A 15,929-nucleotide genomic window follows, 5' to 3' on the forward strand; every position below is an offset into this window, starting at 1 on the left:
AGATTGACGCTTGTCTATGAGCAACTAGTAGGACAGCAATGAAGCCATATCGAACAGTTTTGGCTGCCGCATTGAGTGCGTCTCTGGCCGTAGGGTTCTCCCCTGCACCAGCTGCTGCTCAATCCGGGTCTGACGAAAGCGTCTTTGTCGATCTTGGCCGCTGGACAGTTTATCAGCGGCCGTCCGAACAACGCTGTGTCTTGAGGCTATCCTCAAATGACGGGGTCAATCTCGCCTACACAAAGTCGCGGCAGGGGTCTGCTCGATTGTCGCTACAATCCAATCGGCAAGTGAACAACGGTTTTGGCGATGTCGTTTGGGCTTTCGATGGCGACGAGTTTCAAGGGCAGGTCAACGGCAATCGGCTCTATTCGCCGCTTGCTGATAGCGGCGCCATTGCAAGCGCATTTCGCAAGGCGCGCTTTCTCAATGTTCGCCACGGCGGGGTGACGGTAGCAAGCATCTCTCTCAAGACGAGTTCGGCAGGTTTTCGTTTGCTCGAGCAATGTGCTGACCAATGGCGTCCTGGCTTTGCGCCGCTCGGATCGAGGTGGCAGAGCCCAGCTTCCCTGTCGCGCTCCTCGTCAGCGCCTGTGACAACTCCTCCTGTCAGCACTCAAGTTTCTGAGGCCCCGCCCCGACAAGCCTCCACGCGGCGACCTCCGGCACGTCCTGCCCTCTCTCTCAGCAGTCCGCCGGTGCCTCGCAACAGCTCAGGCTGGATAAAGAGCGACGATTACCGGCGCTTTCAACCGCGCACCTGGGATGGCGGCGAACTGCGCTTCACCTTGCTCGTCAATCCAAGCGGAGGAGTTGAAGACTGCCGGGTTGATGAAACAAGCGGATCACGCGAATTTGATGCACTCACTTGCAAGAATCTGGAACGCCGGGCCCGGTTTGAGCCTGCGCGTGATAATGGCGGGAACGCCACGAATGGCCGCTACAGCTCCACCATACGGTATGAAGTGACCGACTAGGGGGGCTTAGAGCTTTTCGTGACCGCCCGTCGAGCCAAACCCACCGGCGCCACGGTCGGTTGCGTCCAACTCTTCAACCTCAATCCAAGCCCCTTGCGTTACTGGCGCTAGCACTAGCTGGGCCACGCGGTCACCGCGCACGATAGCAAACTCGCTGTCTCCATGATTGATCATGATGACCTTGAGCTCGCCGCGATAATCGCTGTCGATCGTTCCTGGAGTGTTGGGGACGGTTATGCCGTGTTTGAGCGCAAGACCTGAGCGCGGGCGCACCTGAATTTCAAACCCTTGCGGTATGGCGACAGCGAGTCCAGTCGCAACCGCGTGACGCGCGCCCGGTGCAATCGACACATCTTCTGCTGCGACGATGTCCATCCCGGCAGCGCCAGTCGTTGCGTAAGCGGGTAAAGGTAAGCCCTCACCATGCGGCAAACGTTTGACCTCTACGGGAACAGCGGACTGCGTTAGAGCGCCTTCCGCCCCGACCTCGCGTTTCATTCAGCCGCCTCAGCGGTCAACGACTTGGCGATCCGCTCAGCCAGCGCCATCGCAACGCCGCGTTTGTGCATCGTCTCCAAGCTCTCAACACCTTCGCTTGAGACAATGTGTACGGTGTTCTCATCGCCGCCCATCACATCGCCCGACACATCATTGGCAACGATCCAGTCAGCGGCTTTGCGCTTGCGTTTCTTCTTGGCGTTATCGAGCACGTTCTCGGTCTCTGCTGCGAAGCCAACAACAAGTTCTGGCCGGTTAGAAGATGCTGCAATGTTGGTCAGGATGTCAGGATTCTCGGTCAGTAAAAGAGCGGGCGGCGCAGAGCCGCGCTTCTTCATTTTTTCGGATTGATAGTCCTTTGGTTTCCAGTCAGCCACCGCCGCGACCATCACCGCCGCATCCGCGGGCAGCGCATCTTTCACAGCCTGTGACATCTGGTCGGCGCTCTCCACGTCCACACGGTCCACACCGGTTGGTGTGACAAGTGAAACTGGCCCAGCGACGAGTGTCACACGCGCGCCCAAGGCCGCAGCAGCGGCTGCTATGGCAAAGCCTTGCTTACCGCTCGAACGGTTGGCGATGTAGCGGACGGGATCGAGCGATTCCCACGTCGGGCCAGCGGTTACCAGAACATGGCGCCCCTCAAGCGGACGGTAGGATGGATCAATATCAAAGCCAGATCCGCCCAGCGCATCCTCGTGCACCACTTCAATGCCGTCGCCTGCATCGGGTGCCGGCGGGATCATTTCAGGCGCGGATTTGCGATCATCGACAGTGTGGTTGATCGCGCTTGGATCCATCGGAGGCGCTGCACCTGCCCCGCCCTTTTTGGCCAGCAGTGGTCCGCCAAGGTCTGGATTGAACTCGGGCGGCTCTTCGCCAGCTTCGTCCTCAGACAGCTCGGCGGCTTCCGCGTCCTCATTCGCCTCTTGGGCTTCGAGATATTCCGCTTCTATGTCTTCGTGCGTGCGCTTGGCGGTCGAGCGTGGAATGATCATCGAAAGAAGGCCGCCCAGACCCTGGCCGGTATCGCCGTCATTCTCGACCTCTTCTTCGTACTCTTCCGCCTCTTCGGGTTCCAGAGCCTCAATCTCTTCTTCGGGCTCAGGCGTGTCATTTGCTGGCACCGCAACGGGTACGGCAGCAAGTGCTGGCTCAGCCACTTCGATATCGAAGTACGCGGCAATCTCACGCCAGATGGCATCAGGTTCTGGCAGACGACCATAGCCAAACTCGCCGCACGCCATCGGGCCTTCATCCGGGTCGAGCACATTGACGCCTGCCTGACGCAGCCATTCGATGTTGCGCTGGGTCGCTTCGTGCTCCCACATGCGCACGTTCATCGCAGGCACGGCCATAACCGGCTTGTCCGTGGCAAGGATCAAGGTGGTCGCGAGGTCATCAGCGATACCGGAAGACATTTTCGCGAGCAGGTCGGCTGTGGCCGGGCACACAACTACCAAGTCCGCCTCTCGACTGAGCTCGATATGCCCCATCTCGACCTCATTCTTGAGGTCCCAGAGATTGGTGTAGACCTGATTTTCGCTAAGCGCGGCAAGCGACATGGGCGTGACGAATTGCTGTCCGCCTTTGGTCACCACGCACGTGACATCGGCGCCACCCTTGCGGATCAGGCGAACCAGCTCACACGCCTTGTAAGCGGCGATTCCGCCGCCTACTACCAGCAGGATTTTCGTACCGCGCTTCGGTCATTTTGCAGACCCCGCGCGCATGCCCATCCGGCAGCTCATAGCTCGCTAAACTCCCTAATCTTGCGATCTTTATGGTTAGCAACCTAGCCGCACTGTACGCCTTGGCCAAGTCCAAGCCCTTCCCTTGGGGCATATTGGTTAAGGTTTGTTGAGTTTTCTGGTCTTTTCGCGAGGGGCAAGCGGGTAAAAACTCAGCCAATCCAGCCCATTGCCATGGCGCCATAGAGCGTGCCTGCACCAAGGGCAGCAGCCATCAAATAGCCGAGCAAACCGCCGCCTTCACGCGGCTTGCGATCGGTGACAAGCGGTACATCAGGCAGAGGCGGCTGCTCTGGCGCTCCGCCCTTGGGCGGAAAGCGCTCTTCCACGCGGCGGATCAGATCGGGCAAGCGCAGAAATGTCTGTGTGTCTTCCTTGATACGCTCTGCGACCGCTGCTTCGGGACCTAATTCATCGCGGATCCAGCCGCGAACATAGGGGGCCGAGACGTCCCACATATTGATGTCTGGGTTAAGCTGGGTCGCGATGCCCTCGACCATCACCATAGTCTTTTGGAGCAGCAGCAAATGCGGCTGTGTCTGCATGTCGAAATCGCGGGTGATCGCGAACAGTCCGTCGAGCATCTGACCAACGCTTAGTTCGCTTACCGGCTTGCCGCGCATTGGCTCGCCGACTGCACGAAGGGCCGTCGCGAACTCCCCGACCGAGTGATAGCTCGGCACATATTGCGCCTCGAAATGGATCTCGGCCACGCGCTTATAGTTGCCGGTGGTGAGACCATAGAGAATTTCGGCGAGCCATTGGCGCGCGCGCCGATCAATGCGGCCCATAATGCCGAAGTCGATCGCCACTATCGTCCCGTCATTCTCGACGAACAGATTGCCCTGGTGCATGTCCGCGTGAAAGAAGCCGGCGCTGATCGCTTGCGTCAAAAACGAGACAACCAGCCGTTCGGCCAGATGCGTCAGATCGACACCTTTGGCCTTCAATTCATCCAGCTTGCTGATCTTGACCGCGTCGATCCATTCGACCGTCATCACGCGGCCATTGGTGCGATCCCAATCAATGTCAGGGATGCGATACCCCTCGACCCCGCGCATGCCCTCGGCCAGCTCAGATGCGCTCGCTGCCTCACGCCGCAAGTCGAGCTCGCTATTTGTCCAGCGTTTAAAGTTAGCGATGGTGAGGCGCGGGCGCAGGCGGGCTGCTTCGCCGCCAAAGGCTTCAAGATGCGCGGCGGCCCATTCATAAGTCTGGATGTCGCGCGCAAACTTTTCGCGGATGCCCGGGCGCAACACCTTGATCGCAACTTGCCGACCATCACTGGTCACGCCCTTGTGCACCTGCGCGATTGAGGCAGCGCCGACCGGATCGGGGTCAATCTCGCTGAATAGCGCTTCGATCGGTTGACCAAAGCTCGATTCAATCTGAGCGGCAATCTCTTCAAACGCGACCGGAGGAAGGTTGTCTTGCAGGCTCAGCAGATTGTTCGCTGCCTCATCGCCGACCAGATCGGGCCGGGTGGCGAGCGACTGGCCTAGCTTGATCGCCGCCGGACCAATCGCGCGAAAGGCCTCGGCATAATTGGGCACCTTGGGCTGACGCGTACCGAACCTCGCGACCCGAACCAAACGACGCACAGGGGTCGGCGTGTTCGGGTCCGCTTCGATCCCCCGCAGCGCGCCATGCCGCGCCAGAGTGCGACCCCATCTAAGGAGCCGCCAGATATGCGTGATCGGTCTGGTCATAGGGTCTTTACGTTTGAAGCCTCAGATTGCTCCAGCAGACCAAGCTGGTTGTGGCGAAAAACCACTTTCACACCTTCCACCCGGAATGGATCGCAACCGCACCGCCCAAAATCGCTTCAACCTTGGTGTTCGCAAAGCCGGCATCGCGAATCATCTGCTCAAACTGAGGCATCTTGGGAAAGCGACGGATCGATTCGGCGAGGTAGCGATAGCTGTCTTCGTCCTGCGCGATCACCTTACCCATCTTGGGCATGATCTTGTGCGAATAGATGTCATAGACTTCCTTGAAACCAGGCCATTCGGTGGTCGAAAACTCCATACAGAAGAACCGCCCGCCGGGCCGCAGCACGCGGTGTGCTTCACGCAAAGCCTTTGGAATATCGGTCACGTTCCGAATGCCGAACACGATTGTGTAGGCATCGAAACTGCTGGAGGCGAAACTCAATTCCTCCGCGTTCTGGCACGACCAAACGAGCGCGCCATCATCATCGCGGTGCCCGCGCTTCATTGCGCGTTCGACGCCAACGTCGAGCATGTCCTGATTGATGTCGCAGACGGTGATGTCCGCGCCGCTTGGCGCCATGCGAAACGCAATGTCTCCCGTGCCGCCCGCCATATCGAGAATCGTCTCGCCCGATTGCGGCTTCACCCGCCGGACAAACCGATCCTTCCACAAACGGTGCATGCCGCCTGACATGGCATCGTTCATGATGTCGTATTTGGAGGCCACGTTGGAAAACACATCGCCCACGCGGCGGGTTTTTTCCTCTGGGGCCACTTCTTCATAGCCAAAGCTGACGGTCTTTTCGCTCATGGCGCAGAGCCTTAGGGGAGTTTGTTCGGCGCGCAAAGCTTGTTAAACGCAACGCCTGATGCCTGAATTGCCAGAAGTAGAAACCACGGTCCGGGGCCTTGAGCGCTTTATGCTGGGCGAGCGGATAGCGCGCGTACAGCTCAATCGCCCCGATCTGCGCCGTCCGTTCCCCGAAGACCTAGTGCAAGTGCTGACAGGTGCACAGATTACCGGACTCTCTCGGCGGGCCAAATACGGGCTGATTAATATCGACCGCGGACAGTCGATGATCTTCCACCTCGGCATGAGCGGGCGCTGGCGGATCGACCCGGAGACACCCGACAAGCACGATCATCTGGTAATCGAAACCGATGCGCATCAATTCGCTTTGTGCGATCCGCGCCGCTTTGGCTCGGTCGATCTGGTGGCAAGCGACGCGCTCGATCAATGGCCACCGTTTGCCAGCCTAGGTCCAGAGCCACTAGGTGATGGGCTAAACGCATCGCATCTCAAAGCTGCGCTCAAGGACAGGACCCAATCGATAAAGCTGTGCCTGCTCGACCAAAGCATCATCGCCGGGCTTGGCAATATATATGTGTGCGAGGCGCTGTGGCGCGCGGGCATTCATCCGCTCAAGAAAGCCGGCAAAGTCACAAAGCCGCAGCTCGAGCGGCTCGTACCGGCGATCCGTGCTGTGCTGGAGGCATCGATCCGCGATGGGGGCTCGACCTTAAGAGATTACGCGCAGCCTGATGGAGAGTTGGGCTATTTCGCGACCCGTTTTGACGTCTATGGCCGCACGGGTAAGCCCTGCCGCCGCGATGATGGCGGCGTGATCCGGCGCATTGCGCAAGGCGGGCGCAGCACGTGGTACTGCACCAAATGCCAGAAGTAAGAGCGAAAGAGCGCTCGCAACTGCAACAGAAATGTTGACGATTCGCCTGCTGCCCACTATGTGGCGCGCTTTCCGGTGTGCGAAGAAAATTCGCACGCTGATTCTTTTCGAGAAACAAAGACCTTATTTCGGCCATCTCTGATGGCCTGCAGAAACCGCGAGACAGACAACGATATGGCCAACACGCCGCAAGCCCGCAAACGCATCCGCCGCAACAATCGCCGTGCGGAAATCAACACAGCCCGCGTCAGCCGCATCCGCGGTTTCGTGAAGAAAGTCGAAGCGGCTTGTGCTGCTGGCGACAAGAAGGCGGCTGCCGAAGCGTTGAAAGCGGCTCAGCCAGAAATGGCACGCGGTGTTGCTCGCGGTGTGATGCACAAGAACACTGTCGCGCGCAAAATGTCGCGTCTCTCAAAGCGAGTCGCAGCGCTCTGATTCGCGCCAACCACTCCGTATTTTTGCGGAGCTAAAGACATAGGGGTCGGGCCGTAATGGCACGGCCCTTTTTGTTTGCGCGGAACATATCAAGTGCGCCGCAGACAAACCCAAGGATTCTCCACGATTCGCGGGCCGCTCAGGGGGAAATCCCAATAAATCAGACAGTTGAACGCAGCGCTGCGGGTTGCAGCCGAGTCAACCGAATTATTTCTCTTTTTTTACATTAGACCCCCTTGCGCGAAATCGAGATGCGTAGATAACTCGTAATCACTCAGGGCGGGACAGCTTGAGTGTTTACAGTTTGAACGATGGGGGAAAGTCCGGAACGTGCAGTTCCGGCTTACGGCGAAGCTATACCGATCGTGGGTTGAGGAATGCGTGGGATTGGGCTTCCACGTTACACAGGATGGGCATTGATGGTTCACAAAATTGATAAGGCGCGGACAACGCGTCGGAAAGCAGACGACGATCTAATGGAAGACTCAGAAGCCGTAAATCTGGCCGCCGATTGGGCCGATATCAGTCAGGGGCTTCGCAAAGATTTGGGCCACCAATTGCATAGCCAGTGGATCAAACCGATCCAGGTTGGCGGCATAGATAAAGAGACAGGAACCCTCGATCTGTTCTTGCCCACCGAGTTTTCGGCAAACTGGGTTCAGGACCGGTTTCATGATCGCTTGCAGCTTGCATGGAAAATTGCGCGCAGCGAGGTGCGCACCGTCCGCATTCAGGTGCACCCGGGACGCCGGCAATTGCCAGAGCTCCGCCTCGACAATGGTCGCCGTCCAGCAAACGACGCCGATGCAAGCGCCATCGCGGTTGCCGCCGGCACCATCGGGGACGCAGGTTTCACCAGCTCTGTCGGCCTTGATCCGTCGCTTACATTTGCTGCCTTCGTTACCGGTGAAGCCAACGTGCTCGCCTGCAACGCTGCACAGCGCATGGCCGCGACCGAGCAGCCGCAATTTTCACCGCTCTATTTGAAAGCGGCAACCGGTCAGGGCAAGACGCACCTGCTTCATGCGATCGGCCATGGCTTTCTTCAGGCACACCCGCGTGCGCGCATCTTTTATTGCTCGTACCGAGCGCTTCATGGTCGAATTCGTTCAGGCGCTCAAAGCCAACCAGATGATCGAATTCAAGGCGCGCCTGCGCAGCTTTGATTTGCTGCTGGTCGATGACATTCAATTCATCATTGGCAAGGCAAGCGCCCAAGAGGAGCTGCTCTACACGATTGATGCGCTGCTGGCCGAAGGCAAGCGTCTTGTCTTCGCCGCTGACCGCGCGCCGCAGGCGCTTGACGGTGTCGAGCCACGCCTCTTGAGCCGTCTCTCGATGGGTCTGGTTGCAGATATTCAGGCCGCCGATATCGAACTGCGCAAGAAAATCCTTGAATCGAAATTGACGCGTTTTGCACCGCTCAACGTGCCTGATGACGTTATCGATTTCCTTGCTCGGACCATCACGCGCAATGTTCGCGAGTTGGTTGGCGGGCTTAACAAGCTCATCGCTTATGCTCAGCTCACTGGTCAGGAAGTTTCGCTCAATCTTGCAGAAGAGCAGCTGACCGATATCCTGTCGGCCAATCGCCGCCGGATCACAATCGACGAGATCCAGCGCACGGTATGTCAATTCTACCGGATTGACCGCAGCGAAATGTCATCGAAGCGTCGCGCGCGCGCCGTCGTACGGCCACGTCAGGTGGCGATGTATCTGTCAAAAGTGCTCACGCCGCGTTCTTATCCAGAGATTGGACGCAAATTCGGCGGACGCGATCACTCGACGGTTATCCACGCCGTTCGCTTGATCGAAGACCTGCGGACACGCGATGCCGATATGGACGGCGATGTGCGCAGTCTTTTGCGTCAACTCGAAAGTTAATTCGCACACATCTTCCGCAATTTCTGAACAGGTTGGTCGACAGGTCTATGCACAGCCCTGTCGACAGCTTGTGCACATGGTCTAAACAGCTTGTCCATGAGCTTATCGACACCCCTTTCTCCGGCGCGGCTCGACCGTTTTGCACGCCATATCGTGCTGCCTGAAATCGGCGGAGCAGGTCAGGTCGCGCTCACTTCCAAGCATGTCGCCATCATCGGCCTTGGGGGCATCGGATCACCGGCCCTACAATATCTGGCAGGCGCGGGTATCGGGCGTTTCACACTGGTCGACGACGATGAAGTCGATCTCAGCAATCTTCAGCGCCAGACCATTTTTACCAGCCGCGATGTCGGGCATGGCAAAGCCACCAGTGCGCGCCGCTGGCTCGCCAATTTCGACGATGCACTTGACGTAACGATATCCGATCAGCGGATCACTTCAGACAATATTGGCGAGCTGATTGCTGGCGTCGATCTTGTGCTCGATGGCACCGACAACTTCGCAACACGCCTGGCGGTCTCCGATGCCTGCGTTGCGGAGCGCGCGCCTCTTCTCAGCGCGGCCGTTGGTCGTTTTCAAGGTCAGGTCGGCGCCTTCGCAGGCCACGAACCGCACAATGCCTGCTACCGCTGTTTTGTCGGAGATGCGTTCGACGCGGAGGATTGCGACACCTGCGCCGAAGACGGAATGCTGGGCGCAATGGCCGGCTGGACCGGCAGCTTTGCCGCGATGCAAGCGCTGCGCGTGCTGCTTTCCGGTGCGAGTTCTTTTGGTGATCCGGGATGGAGCAAGCTGCACATCCTCGATGGCATGAAGCCAGGAATGCGAACACTCAATATTGCCAAAGACCCAGAATGCAGAGGATGTGGCTAGTCCGCGAGTATTTCCGTCACCCATTGCGGAACCAAGTCGCCGGCCCGTCCATGGCGGGATTCGTGAAAATGATGACTTCCTTCGCTGCGTTCCAAATTGAGCTCCAGCGTTTGCGCGCCATGCGCCGCTGCCTCTTGGACGAAACCCGCAGCTGGATATACAGCGCCGCTCGTCCCGATGCTGACGAACAGATCACACCTAGCGAGCGCCGCGTAAATCCGCTCCATCTGATACGGCATCTCGCCGAACCACACCACATCGGGGCGCAGGCTGGGCGACTGACAGATCGGGCATGGCGGTCTGTGTGACATCGCGGTATCCCAAGGCGAACGCATCTCGCATGACAAACATAGTGCACTCTTGAGCTCACCATGCATGTGCAGCACGTCTTTCGAGCCGCCACGCTCGTGCAGATCGTCGACATTTTGAGTGACGAGCAGCAGTTCGCCTGAAAACTGTTGCTCCAACTGCGCGAGCGCCGTGTGAGCGGCATTCGGCTCAACTTTGGCCAGCGCTTCGCGGCGCATGTCGTAAAAGCCGAGCACGAGATCGGGATCGCGTGCGAACCCTTCCGGCGTCGCAACATCCTCTACCTTGTGCTGCTCCCAAAGACCTCCAGCCGAACGGAATGTGTCAATTCCGCTTTCTGCGGAAATTCCCGCGCCTGTCAGGATGACGATGCTTTCAATGTCTGGCATGGATGCCATGGAACATGCCGACCGGAGGTAATGCAATGGCTCAATTCGCAATCATCGGACACAAGGGACGCATGGGTCATGCCTTGGTCGCCGCGATTGAAGAGGCCGGTCATGAATTCAAGGTCGGCGTCGATCTTGGCGGTGATCCGGCCCCTCTGCTCGGCCAATGCGATGTCGTTGTCGATTTTTCTTCGCCCGATGCGCTGGCAGGCAACCTAAAGGCCGCGCAGAGCGCTGGCATTCCGATACTTGTCGGCACGACCGGACTTGAGCAAGAGCATTTTGTTGCGCTCGCTGAAGCGGCGAAATCTATTCCGATCCTGCAAACCGGCAACACCTCGCTCGGCGTCACACTGCTCGCTCATCTCGTGAAGGAAGCAGCGGCGAAGCTTGGCCCCGATTGGGACATTGAAGTGCTGGAGATGCACCACCGGATGAAGGTGGACGCGCCTTCGGGTACAGCAAAATTGCTGGGCGAAGCGGCTGCTGAGGCGCGCGGCGTCGACCTGTCCGATGCGATGGATAGCGGCCGTCACGGACAGACCGGGGCGCGGCGCGAAGGCGATATCGGCTTTGCGACCTTGCGCGGCGGCACAGTTGCGGGCGAACACAGCGTTATATTCGCCGGAAATGAAGAGCGGATCACGCTGTCGCATTCGGCAGAGAACCGCATGATCTTTGCCCGCGGCGCCGTGAGGGGCGCTGCTTGGCTGCTTGGGAAATCCGCCAGGCGCTACACGATGAACGATGTTCTGGGTCTGTGACTGAATGACAAAAGACCAGATTTTTGAATTCTTCCGCCGTTTGGCTGAGGACAATCCAGAACCTGAAACTGAGCTGGAATATGGCAACGCCTATCAGCTCGTCGTGGCGGTGGCTTTGTCTGCGCAGGCGACTGATGTTGGCGTCAACAAAGCCACGCGTGCGCTTTTTGCCAAGGTTGAGACACCTCAGCAGATGCTTGATCTGGGCCTGGACGGGTTGATTGATCACATCAAGACGATCGGGCTGTTCAACTCCAAGGCGAAGAATGTGATCGCGCTGTCGCAATTGCTGATCGATGAGTATGGCGGCGAGGTTCCGGACACGCGCGAAGACTTGGTGCGGTTACCGGGAGTGGGCCGTAAGACAGCCAATGTCGTGCTCAATTGCTGGTTCAAGCAAGAGACCTTTGCGGTCGACACGCATATCCTGCGGGTAGGCAATCGGACGGGTCTGGCCAAGGGCAAGACGCCCGAACAGGTCGAGGCGAAGCTTGAGAAGCGCGTTCCGGAGCCCTTCCGCTTGCACGCGCATCACTGGCTGATCCTGCATGGCCGCTATGTCTGCAAAGCACGGAAGCCGGAATGCTGGCGGTGTCAGCTGGTCGATCTGTGCAGCTTCAGGAAAAAGGTGCTGGAGAAGCCAAGGGGGCGTTAGGACCTAGACATCATCAGCGCTGATCATTTCTTCACGGTCGATCTCATTGGTCAGGCTTGCCACGGTGGTCGCTACCGCCGCATCGCCGCTGACATTGGTCGTTGTGCGCATCATGTCCATTATCCGATCAATGCCCGCAACGAGTGCGATGGTTTCCAGCGGAACGCCAACCGCGCTGAACACCAGCACCATCATGATCAGGCCCGCGCCAGGGATGCCGGCTGCGCCGATCGCTCCCAGCGTGCCAAGAATCGAGATCGTGATATAGTCCGCCATGTCGAGCGGTACACCAAATGCCTGCGCACCGAAGAGCGTTGCGAGGCCGAGATACATCGCCGTGCCGTTCATATTAATGGTCGCGCCAAGGCTGATCACGAAGCTCGCGACCGAGTTCGACACGCCCAAGTTGCGCCGCGCGCAGCGCAAGGTCACCGGCAAGGTCGCGTTCGAACTGGCGGTCGAGTAACTGACAGCCATCGCGTCCACGATGCCCCGGAAGAAGTCGATCACTGGCAGCTTGGCGATGAACTTGATCATCCCGGCATAAATCAGACCGATAATGAGGAAGCAGCCAAGATAGTTGAGGAAGACGAGGATACCGAGCGCCTGCAGCGCCTCAATGCCTAGCGTGCCTGCGACCCAAGCCATCAGTGCAAAGACACCGAACGGCGTTAGCTCCATCACGATCATCGTGACTTTCTGCATGACCACACTGCCGCTTTCGAAGATCTTGAGCACTGGCTCGCCCTCTTCCTTCGCCATCAGGATTCCGATCCCAATCAGCAGTGAGAAAATGATCAACGGCAGGACGTTGACGTCTGCCATCACCTGAATCGGGCTGGATGGAACCATCTCGAGGATCATCTGCTGGATCGTCACGCCGTCGTCCTGACGGCTCTGCGCGCGCTCAAGAGCGCCCTGATCGAGCTCCATAGTGCGGCCATCGATGCCCGAGCCGGGCTGTACGAAAGTGCCGATGGCGAGGCCAAGCCACACCGCCATTTGCCCGGTCACAATGAAAATCAGGAGGGCGCGCCAGCCGACGCTACCGAGTTTTCTAAGATCGCCGATAGAGGCAACACCGGCGACCAAGCTGAAGAAGATCAGCGGAACGACCAGCATCTTGATAAAGGCGATAAAGATATCGCCGATGATCTTGATGCTTTCCGCACCCGGTCCCCAGATATAGCCGACGATAATGCCAAGTATCAGGGCCGCGATGACGCGCTGCCACAAGGGTATGTTGAACCACGCTTTCAGCACTATCGCGCTCCCTGTCTATTCTGCTTTGAGCGCCGCCATGGCCACGCTTGTGTAAATCCTGGCTAGCGCACCGAGATCGGCAATGGCCACCGCTTCATCGCGTTTATGCATGGTTGCGTTGCAAAGCCCAAATTCGATCACCGGACAGACATTGCGCAGGAAGCGGGCGTCGGATGTGCCGCCGCTGGTTGAGGCCTCCGGTTTGACGCCCGTCTCCTCTTCTACGTACCGCCGCAATCATTCGCGAAAATTTGCCCGGCTCAGTCAGGAAAGGCTCGCCCGAAATGATCGGGAGCGCGCGCCCTCCATGGTTTTCGGCAATCGAAGCTACGCGCTCGGAGAGCGACGCCCCCGTGTGCAGATCGTTGAAGCGGATCGAAATCCGCGCCTTAGCGTCAGCCGGGATGACATTGTGGGCTTTGTTGCCAACAGTAAGGTCGGTGATTTCCAGATTGCTTGGCTGGAACCAGTCGGTGCCCGTATCGAGCGTTAGCGCGTCGAGCTCGGCCAGCATAGCGACCAGCTTGGGAATCGGATTGTCGGCGAGATGCGGATAGGCAACATGGCCTTGCGTGCCCTCTACGCTCAGCCAGATATTCACTGAGCCGCGCCGTCCGATTTTCATCATGTCGCCAAGCCGGTTGACGCTGGTCGGCTCTCCGACAAGGCACAGGTCGGGCTGGTGGCCTTCTGCCTCCATGTAGTCGATAAGAGCGCGTGTACCGTGCAGCGCCGGGCCTTCTTCGTCTCCGGTGATGATAAAGCTGATCGTGCCGGCATCCTGCGGAATGTCGGCAACGGCTGCAACCATCGCCGCAATAGCGCCCTTCATGTCGACCGCACCGCGACCGTATAGCAGATCACCACGGATCTCTGGCTCGAACGGCGCGCTGCTCCACCCCTCACCGGGCGGCACCACGTCGAGGTGTCCAGCAAAAGCAAAATGCTTTGAGCCTTCGGGACCCTGACGGATCGCAAACAAGTTTTCGACCGGAGCCTCATCGCTGCCCTCTTCGCCGTCACCACGCGTGAAGCGATGTACGGAAAAGCCGTGGGGGGTCAGCATTGCCTCTAATTCGTCGAACACGGTGCCGGTGGCAGGTGTGACGCTGGGCGCGGCGATCAGGCGCTTGGCATAGTCGAGCACGGTGCTCATCGAGTTTGCTCCGGCAAAGGCCCTGACTGAAATGCCAATTCGATAGCTTCGGCGATACGGATGCCCGCCTGTTGCACACGTCGCTTTGCGATTGGCACTCCTGCAACGATGTCTTCCTGGCTCAAGGCTGTTTTGCTCGGAAGCTCTTGTCCGCAAACATTTTGCGTGTCGAAAGCGGTCGGATAGACAAAATCGCGCGCGATCGTCCAGCTTTCGCGACCCCAATCTGCTGGGCTGCCTCCTCCCAGATCAGCGCGCTCGGCAGCGGAGTATCGGCGGACCACCGGATCAGCAGGGTCGCTGATCGCACGCTCGGCCAGCGGTCCGTCCCAAATCCAATGCAGATTGAGGTTCGGCACGATGCCATAGTCGGTTTCGCGATCATTGCCGCCGCGATCATTCTTGTCTCCCGAATGCAGCGGCATGTGCACATCACCGATGAAGTGCACCATGAATGCAAGCGCCTCCAACCGGAGATGGTCGGGCAGAGTCTCATCGGCAAGGATGCGCTGACTGCGCTCAATCTGCGCGATTACACAATTGCCGCCCGAGCAATTGGCACGCGGGTTATAGGCCTCGCAAATCGGCGTCGTGCGATAATGCCAGGCGGCGGTGTAGCCCCAGCGCCAGCGCGTCCGCCGCACGCAATCGGGCCAAACGCTTGCATCCTCAATCGAGGCGAGCGCGCATTCGGGCGTCCCGAGCCACTGCTCTGAGCGCAGCAGCTGCGCAATTGAGGCACGTGAAGCTGGCGAGACATTGGCCTCCGCGATCTCGGCTGTCTTGGTATGAGCGTAAAAGCCCCAGGCGTACGTTTGGGTAGGATTAACAAAGATCAAGAAAGCACCGACTAAAGCGGTGCACGCGCGATGCAGCATCAGCCAACGCTCTCATATTGTTCGATCACCCATTCTTCAGATTCTGACGCATCGACCCATTCTTGCATCCAAGCATGCTCCCACAAGGCTTCCATATAGCTCTGCGCAAAGCCCGGAACGCCAATCCCATAGGTGAAGAAACGCGAGACCACTGGGGCATAAAAGACATCCGCTGCACCAAACGTGCCGAACAGGAATGGTCCACTGCTGCCATAACGAGAGCGCGCTTCCGCCCATAGAGTAAGGATGCGCACAATGTCCTGCTTGGTCTGTTCGCTGACCTGCTCCAATTTTATCCGGCGCCGGACATTCATCGGCAAATCGCTGCGTAGGGCTGCATAGGAGGAGTGCATTTCGGCAACCATCGACCGGGCCATGCCGCGTGCGGCCTCATCTTTTGGCCAAAACCGATCGCGCCCGACCTTGTCGGCGAGGTATTCCATGATGGCGAGGCTATCCCAGATGACCTTGTCGTCATCCCACAAGATCGGAACTTTGCCCGAGGATGGCTGAACGTCGCCCATTTCCTGCTTTTGCTGATCCCAGTGCTCGCCGAGGATCGGCACGGTAATCTCTTCAAATGATAGGCCGGATTGCTTGGCTGCAAGCCATCCGCGCAGGCTCCAACTGGAGTAATTCTTATTGCCGATAATCAGCTTCATGTAAGACTGGCTCCGTTGCGCAGGCGAGGCGACCCTAG

At 58.5% G+C, this 15,929-nt stretch carries 14 protein-coding genes and 2 pseudogenes; 7 read left to right on the forward strand and 9 right to left on the reverse strand.

Features of this window, described 5'->3' with window-relative positions; genetic code table 11:
• Nucleotides 1–38: 38 nt before the first annotated feature.
• Nucleotides 39–977 (forward strand): energy transducer TonB, encoded by a 939-nt coding sequence (locus tag ACZ1GU_RS13165; RefSeq protein ID WP_472648420.1) that lies wholly within the window; start codon nt 39–41, stop codon nt 975–977.
• Nucleotides 978–983: 6 nt separating this feature from the next.
• Here ACZ1GU_RS13165 and dut read toward each other — a convergent pair whose 3' ends face one another.
• From dut to ACZ1GU_RS13185, 4 genes are all read right to left on the reverse strand, one after another.
• Nucleotides 984–1,475: a dUTP diphosphatase gene (dut, locus tag ACZ1GU_RS13170; RefSeq protein WP_472648422.1), complete on the reverse strand. Its 492-nt coding sequence runs from the start codon at nt 1,473–1,475 to the stop codon at nt 984–986.
• Nucleotides 1,472–3,166: a bifunctional phosphopantothenoylcysteine decarboxylase/phosphopantothenate synthase gene (locus ACZ1GU_RS13175; RefSeq protein WP_472648784.1), complete on the reverse strand. Its 1,695-nt coding sequence runs from the start codon at nt 3,164–3,166 to the stop codon at nt 1,472–1,474. The genes dut and ACZ1GU_RS13175 overlap by 4 nt, the downstream gene beginning before the upstream one ends.
• Nucleotides 3,167–3,378: 212 nt before the next feature.
• Nucleotides 3,379–4,935, reverse strand: coding sequence for a 2-polyprenylphenol 6-hydroxylase (gene ubiB, locus ACZ1GU_RS13180; RefSeq protein ID WP_472648423.1), 1,557 nt, complete (start codon nt 4,933–4,935; stop codon nt 3,379–3,381).
• Nucleotides 4,936–5,002: 67 nt separating this feature from the next.
• Entirely contained in the window at nt 5,003–5,749 is a 747-nt protein-coding gene (locus ACZ1GU_RS13185) for a class I SAM-dependent methyltransferase (RefSeq protein ID WP_472648424.1), read from the reverse strand.
• 58 nt (nt 5,750–5,807) lie between these two features.
• On the opposite strand from ACZ1GU_RS13185, the gene mutM reads away from it, so the two are divergent.
• The 4 genes and pseudogenes from mutM to ACZ1GU_RS13205 all read left to right on the forward strand — a co-directional run bounded on the left by mutM (nt 5,808) and on the right by ACZ1GU_RS13205 (nt 9,815).
• Nucleotides 5,808–6,623 (forward strand): bifunctional DNA-formamidopyrimidine glycosylase/DNA-(apurinic or apyrimidinic site) lyase, encoded by an 816-nt coding sequence (gene mutM / locus ACZ1GU_RS13190; RefSeq protein WP_472648425.1) that lies wholly within the window; start codon nt 5,808–5,810, stop codon nt 6,621–6,623.
• Nucleotides 6,624–6,797: 174 nt separating this feature from the next.
• Nucleotides 6,798–7,058 (forward strand): 30S ribosomal protein S20, encoded by a 261-nt coding sequence (gene rpsT / locus ACZ1GU_RS13195; protein WP_472648785.1) that lies wholly within the window; start codon nt 6,798–6,800, stop codon nt 7,056–7,058.
• A gap of 572 nt (nt 7,059–7,630) precedes the next feature.
• Nucleotides 7,631–8,939, forward strand: a pseudogene (locus tag ACZ1GU_RS13200) (DnaA ATPase domain-containing protein); the annotation flags it as partial.
• A 99-nt stretch (nt 8,940–9,038) separates the two neighbouring features.
• Entirely contained in the window at nt 9,039–9,815 is a 777-nt protein-coding gene (locus ACZ1GU_RS13205) for a HesA/MoeB/ThiF family protein (protein ID WP_472648427.1), read from the forward strand.
• Here the strand turns inward: ACZ1GU_RS13205 and ACZ1GU_RS13210 are convergent.
• Nucleotides 9,812–10,513, reverse strand: a complete 702-nt coding sequence (locus tag ACZ1GU_RS13210) for an NAD-dependent deacylase (protein WP_472648786.1) — start codon at nt 10,511–10,513, stop codon at nt 9,812–9,814. The two genes, ACZ1GU_RS13205 and ACZ1GU_RS13210, sit on opposite strands and share 4 nt — an antisense overlap.
• 35 nt (nt 10,514–10,548) lie before the next feature.
• On the opposite strand from ACZ1GU_RS13210, the gene dapB reads away from it, so the two are divergent.
• On the forward strand, nt 10,549–11,277 hold the full coding sequence (gene dapB, locus ACZ1GU_RS13215; protein WP_472648428.1) for a 4-hydroxy-tetrahydrodipicolinate reductase: 729 nt from the start codon (nt 10,549–10,551) through the stop codon (nt 11,275–11,277).
• 4 nt (nt 11,278–11,281) lie between these two features.
• Nucleotides 11,282–11,932 carry an endonuclease III gene (nth, locus tag ACZ1GU_RS13220; protein ID WP_472648429.1) on the forward strand — a complete coding sequence of 217 codons (651 nt, stop codon included), beginning with the start codon at nt 11,282–11,284 and terminating at the stop codon, nt 11,930–11,932.
• Between the two features lie 3 nt (nt 11,933–11,935).
• Here the strand turns inward: nth and ACZ1GU_RS13225 are convergent, their stop codons facing one another.
• The 4 genes and pseudogenes from ACZ1GU_RS13225 to ACZ1GU_RS13240 form a co-directional block, all read right to left on the reverse strand.
• The gene (locus ACZ1GU_RS13225) at nt 11,936–13,195 is read right to left on the reverse strand and encodes a dicarboxylate/amino acid:cation symporter (protein WP_472648431.1); all 1,260 of its coding nucleotides are present in this window, start codon (nt 13,193–13,195) and stop codon (nt 11,936–11,938) included.
• A gap of 15 nt (nt 13,196–13,210) precedes the next feature.
• A pseudogene (dapE, locus tag ACZ1GU_RS13230) lies at nt 13,211–14,351 on the reverse strand (succinyl-diaminopimelate desuccinylase).
• Nucleotides 14,348–15,229: a S1/P1 nuclease gene (locus ACZ1GU_RS13235; protein WP_472648432.1), complete on the reverse strand. Its 882-nt coding sequence runs from the start codon at nt 15,227–15,229 to the stop codon at nt 14,348–14,350. The pseudogene dapE and the gene ACZ1GU_RS13235 overlap by 4 nt, the downstream one beginning before the upstream one ends.
• On the reverse strand, nt 15,229–15,891 hold the full coding sequence (locus ACZ1GU_RS13240; protein WP_472648433.1) for a glutathione S-transferase family protein: 663 nt from the start codon (nt 15,889–15,891) through the stop codon (nt 15,229–15,231). The genes ACZ1GU_RS13235 and ACZ1GU_RS13240 overlap by 1 nt, the downstream gene beginning before the upstream one ends.
• Nucleotides 15,892–15,929: the final 38 nt, after the last annotated feature.

Source organism: Erythrobacter sp. HA7-11 (assembly GCF_055693605.1).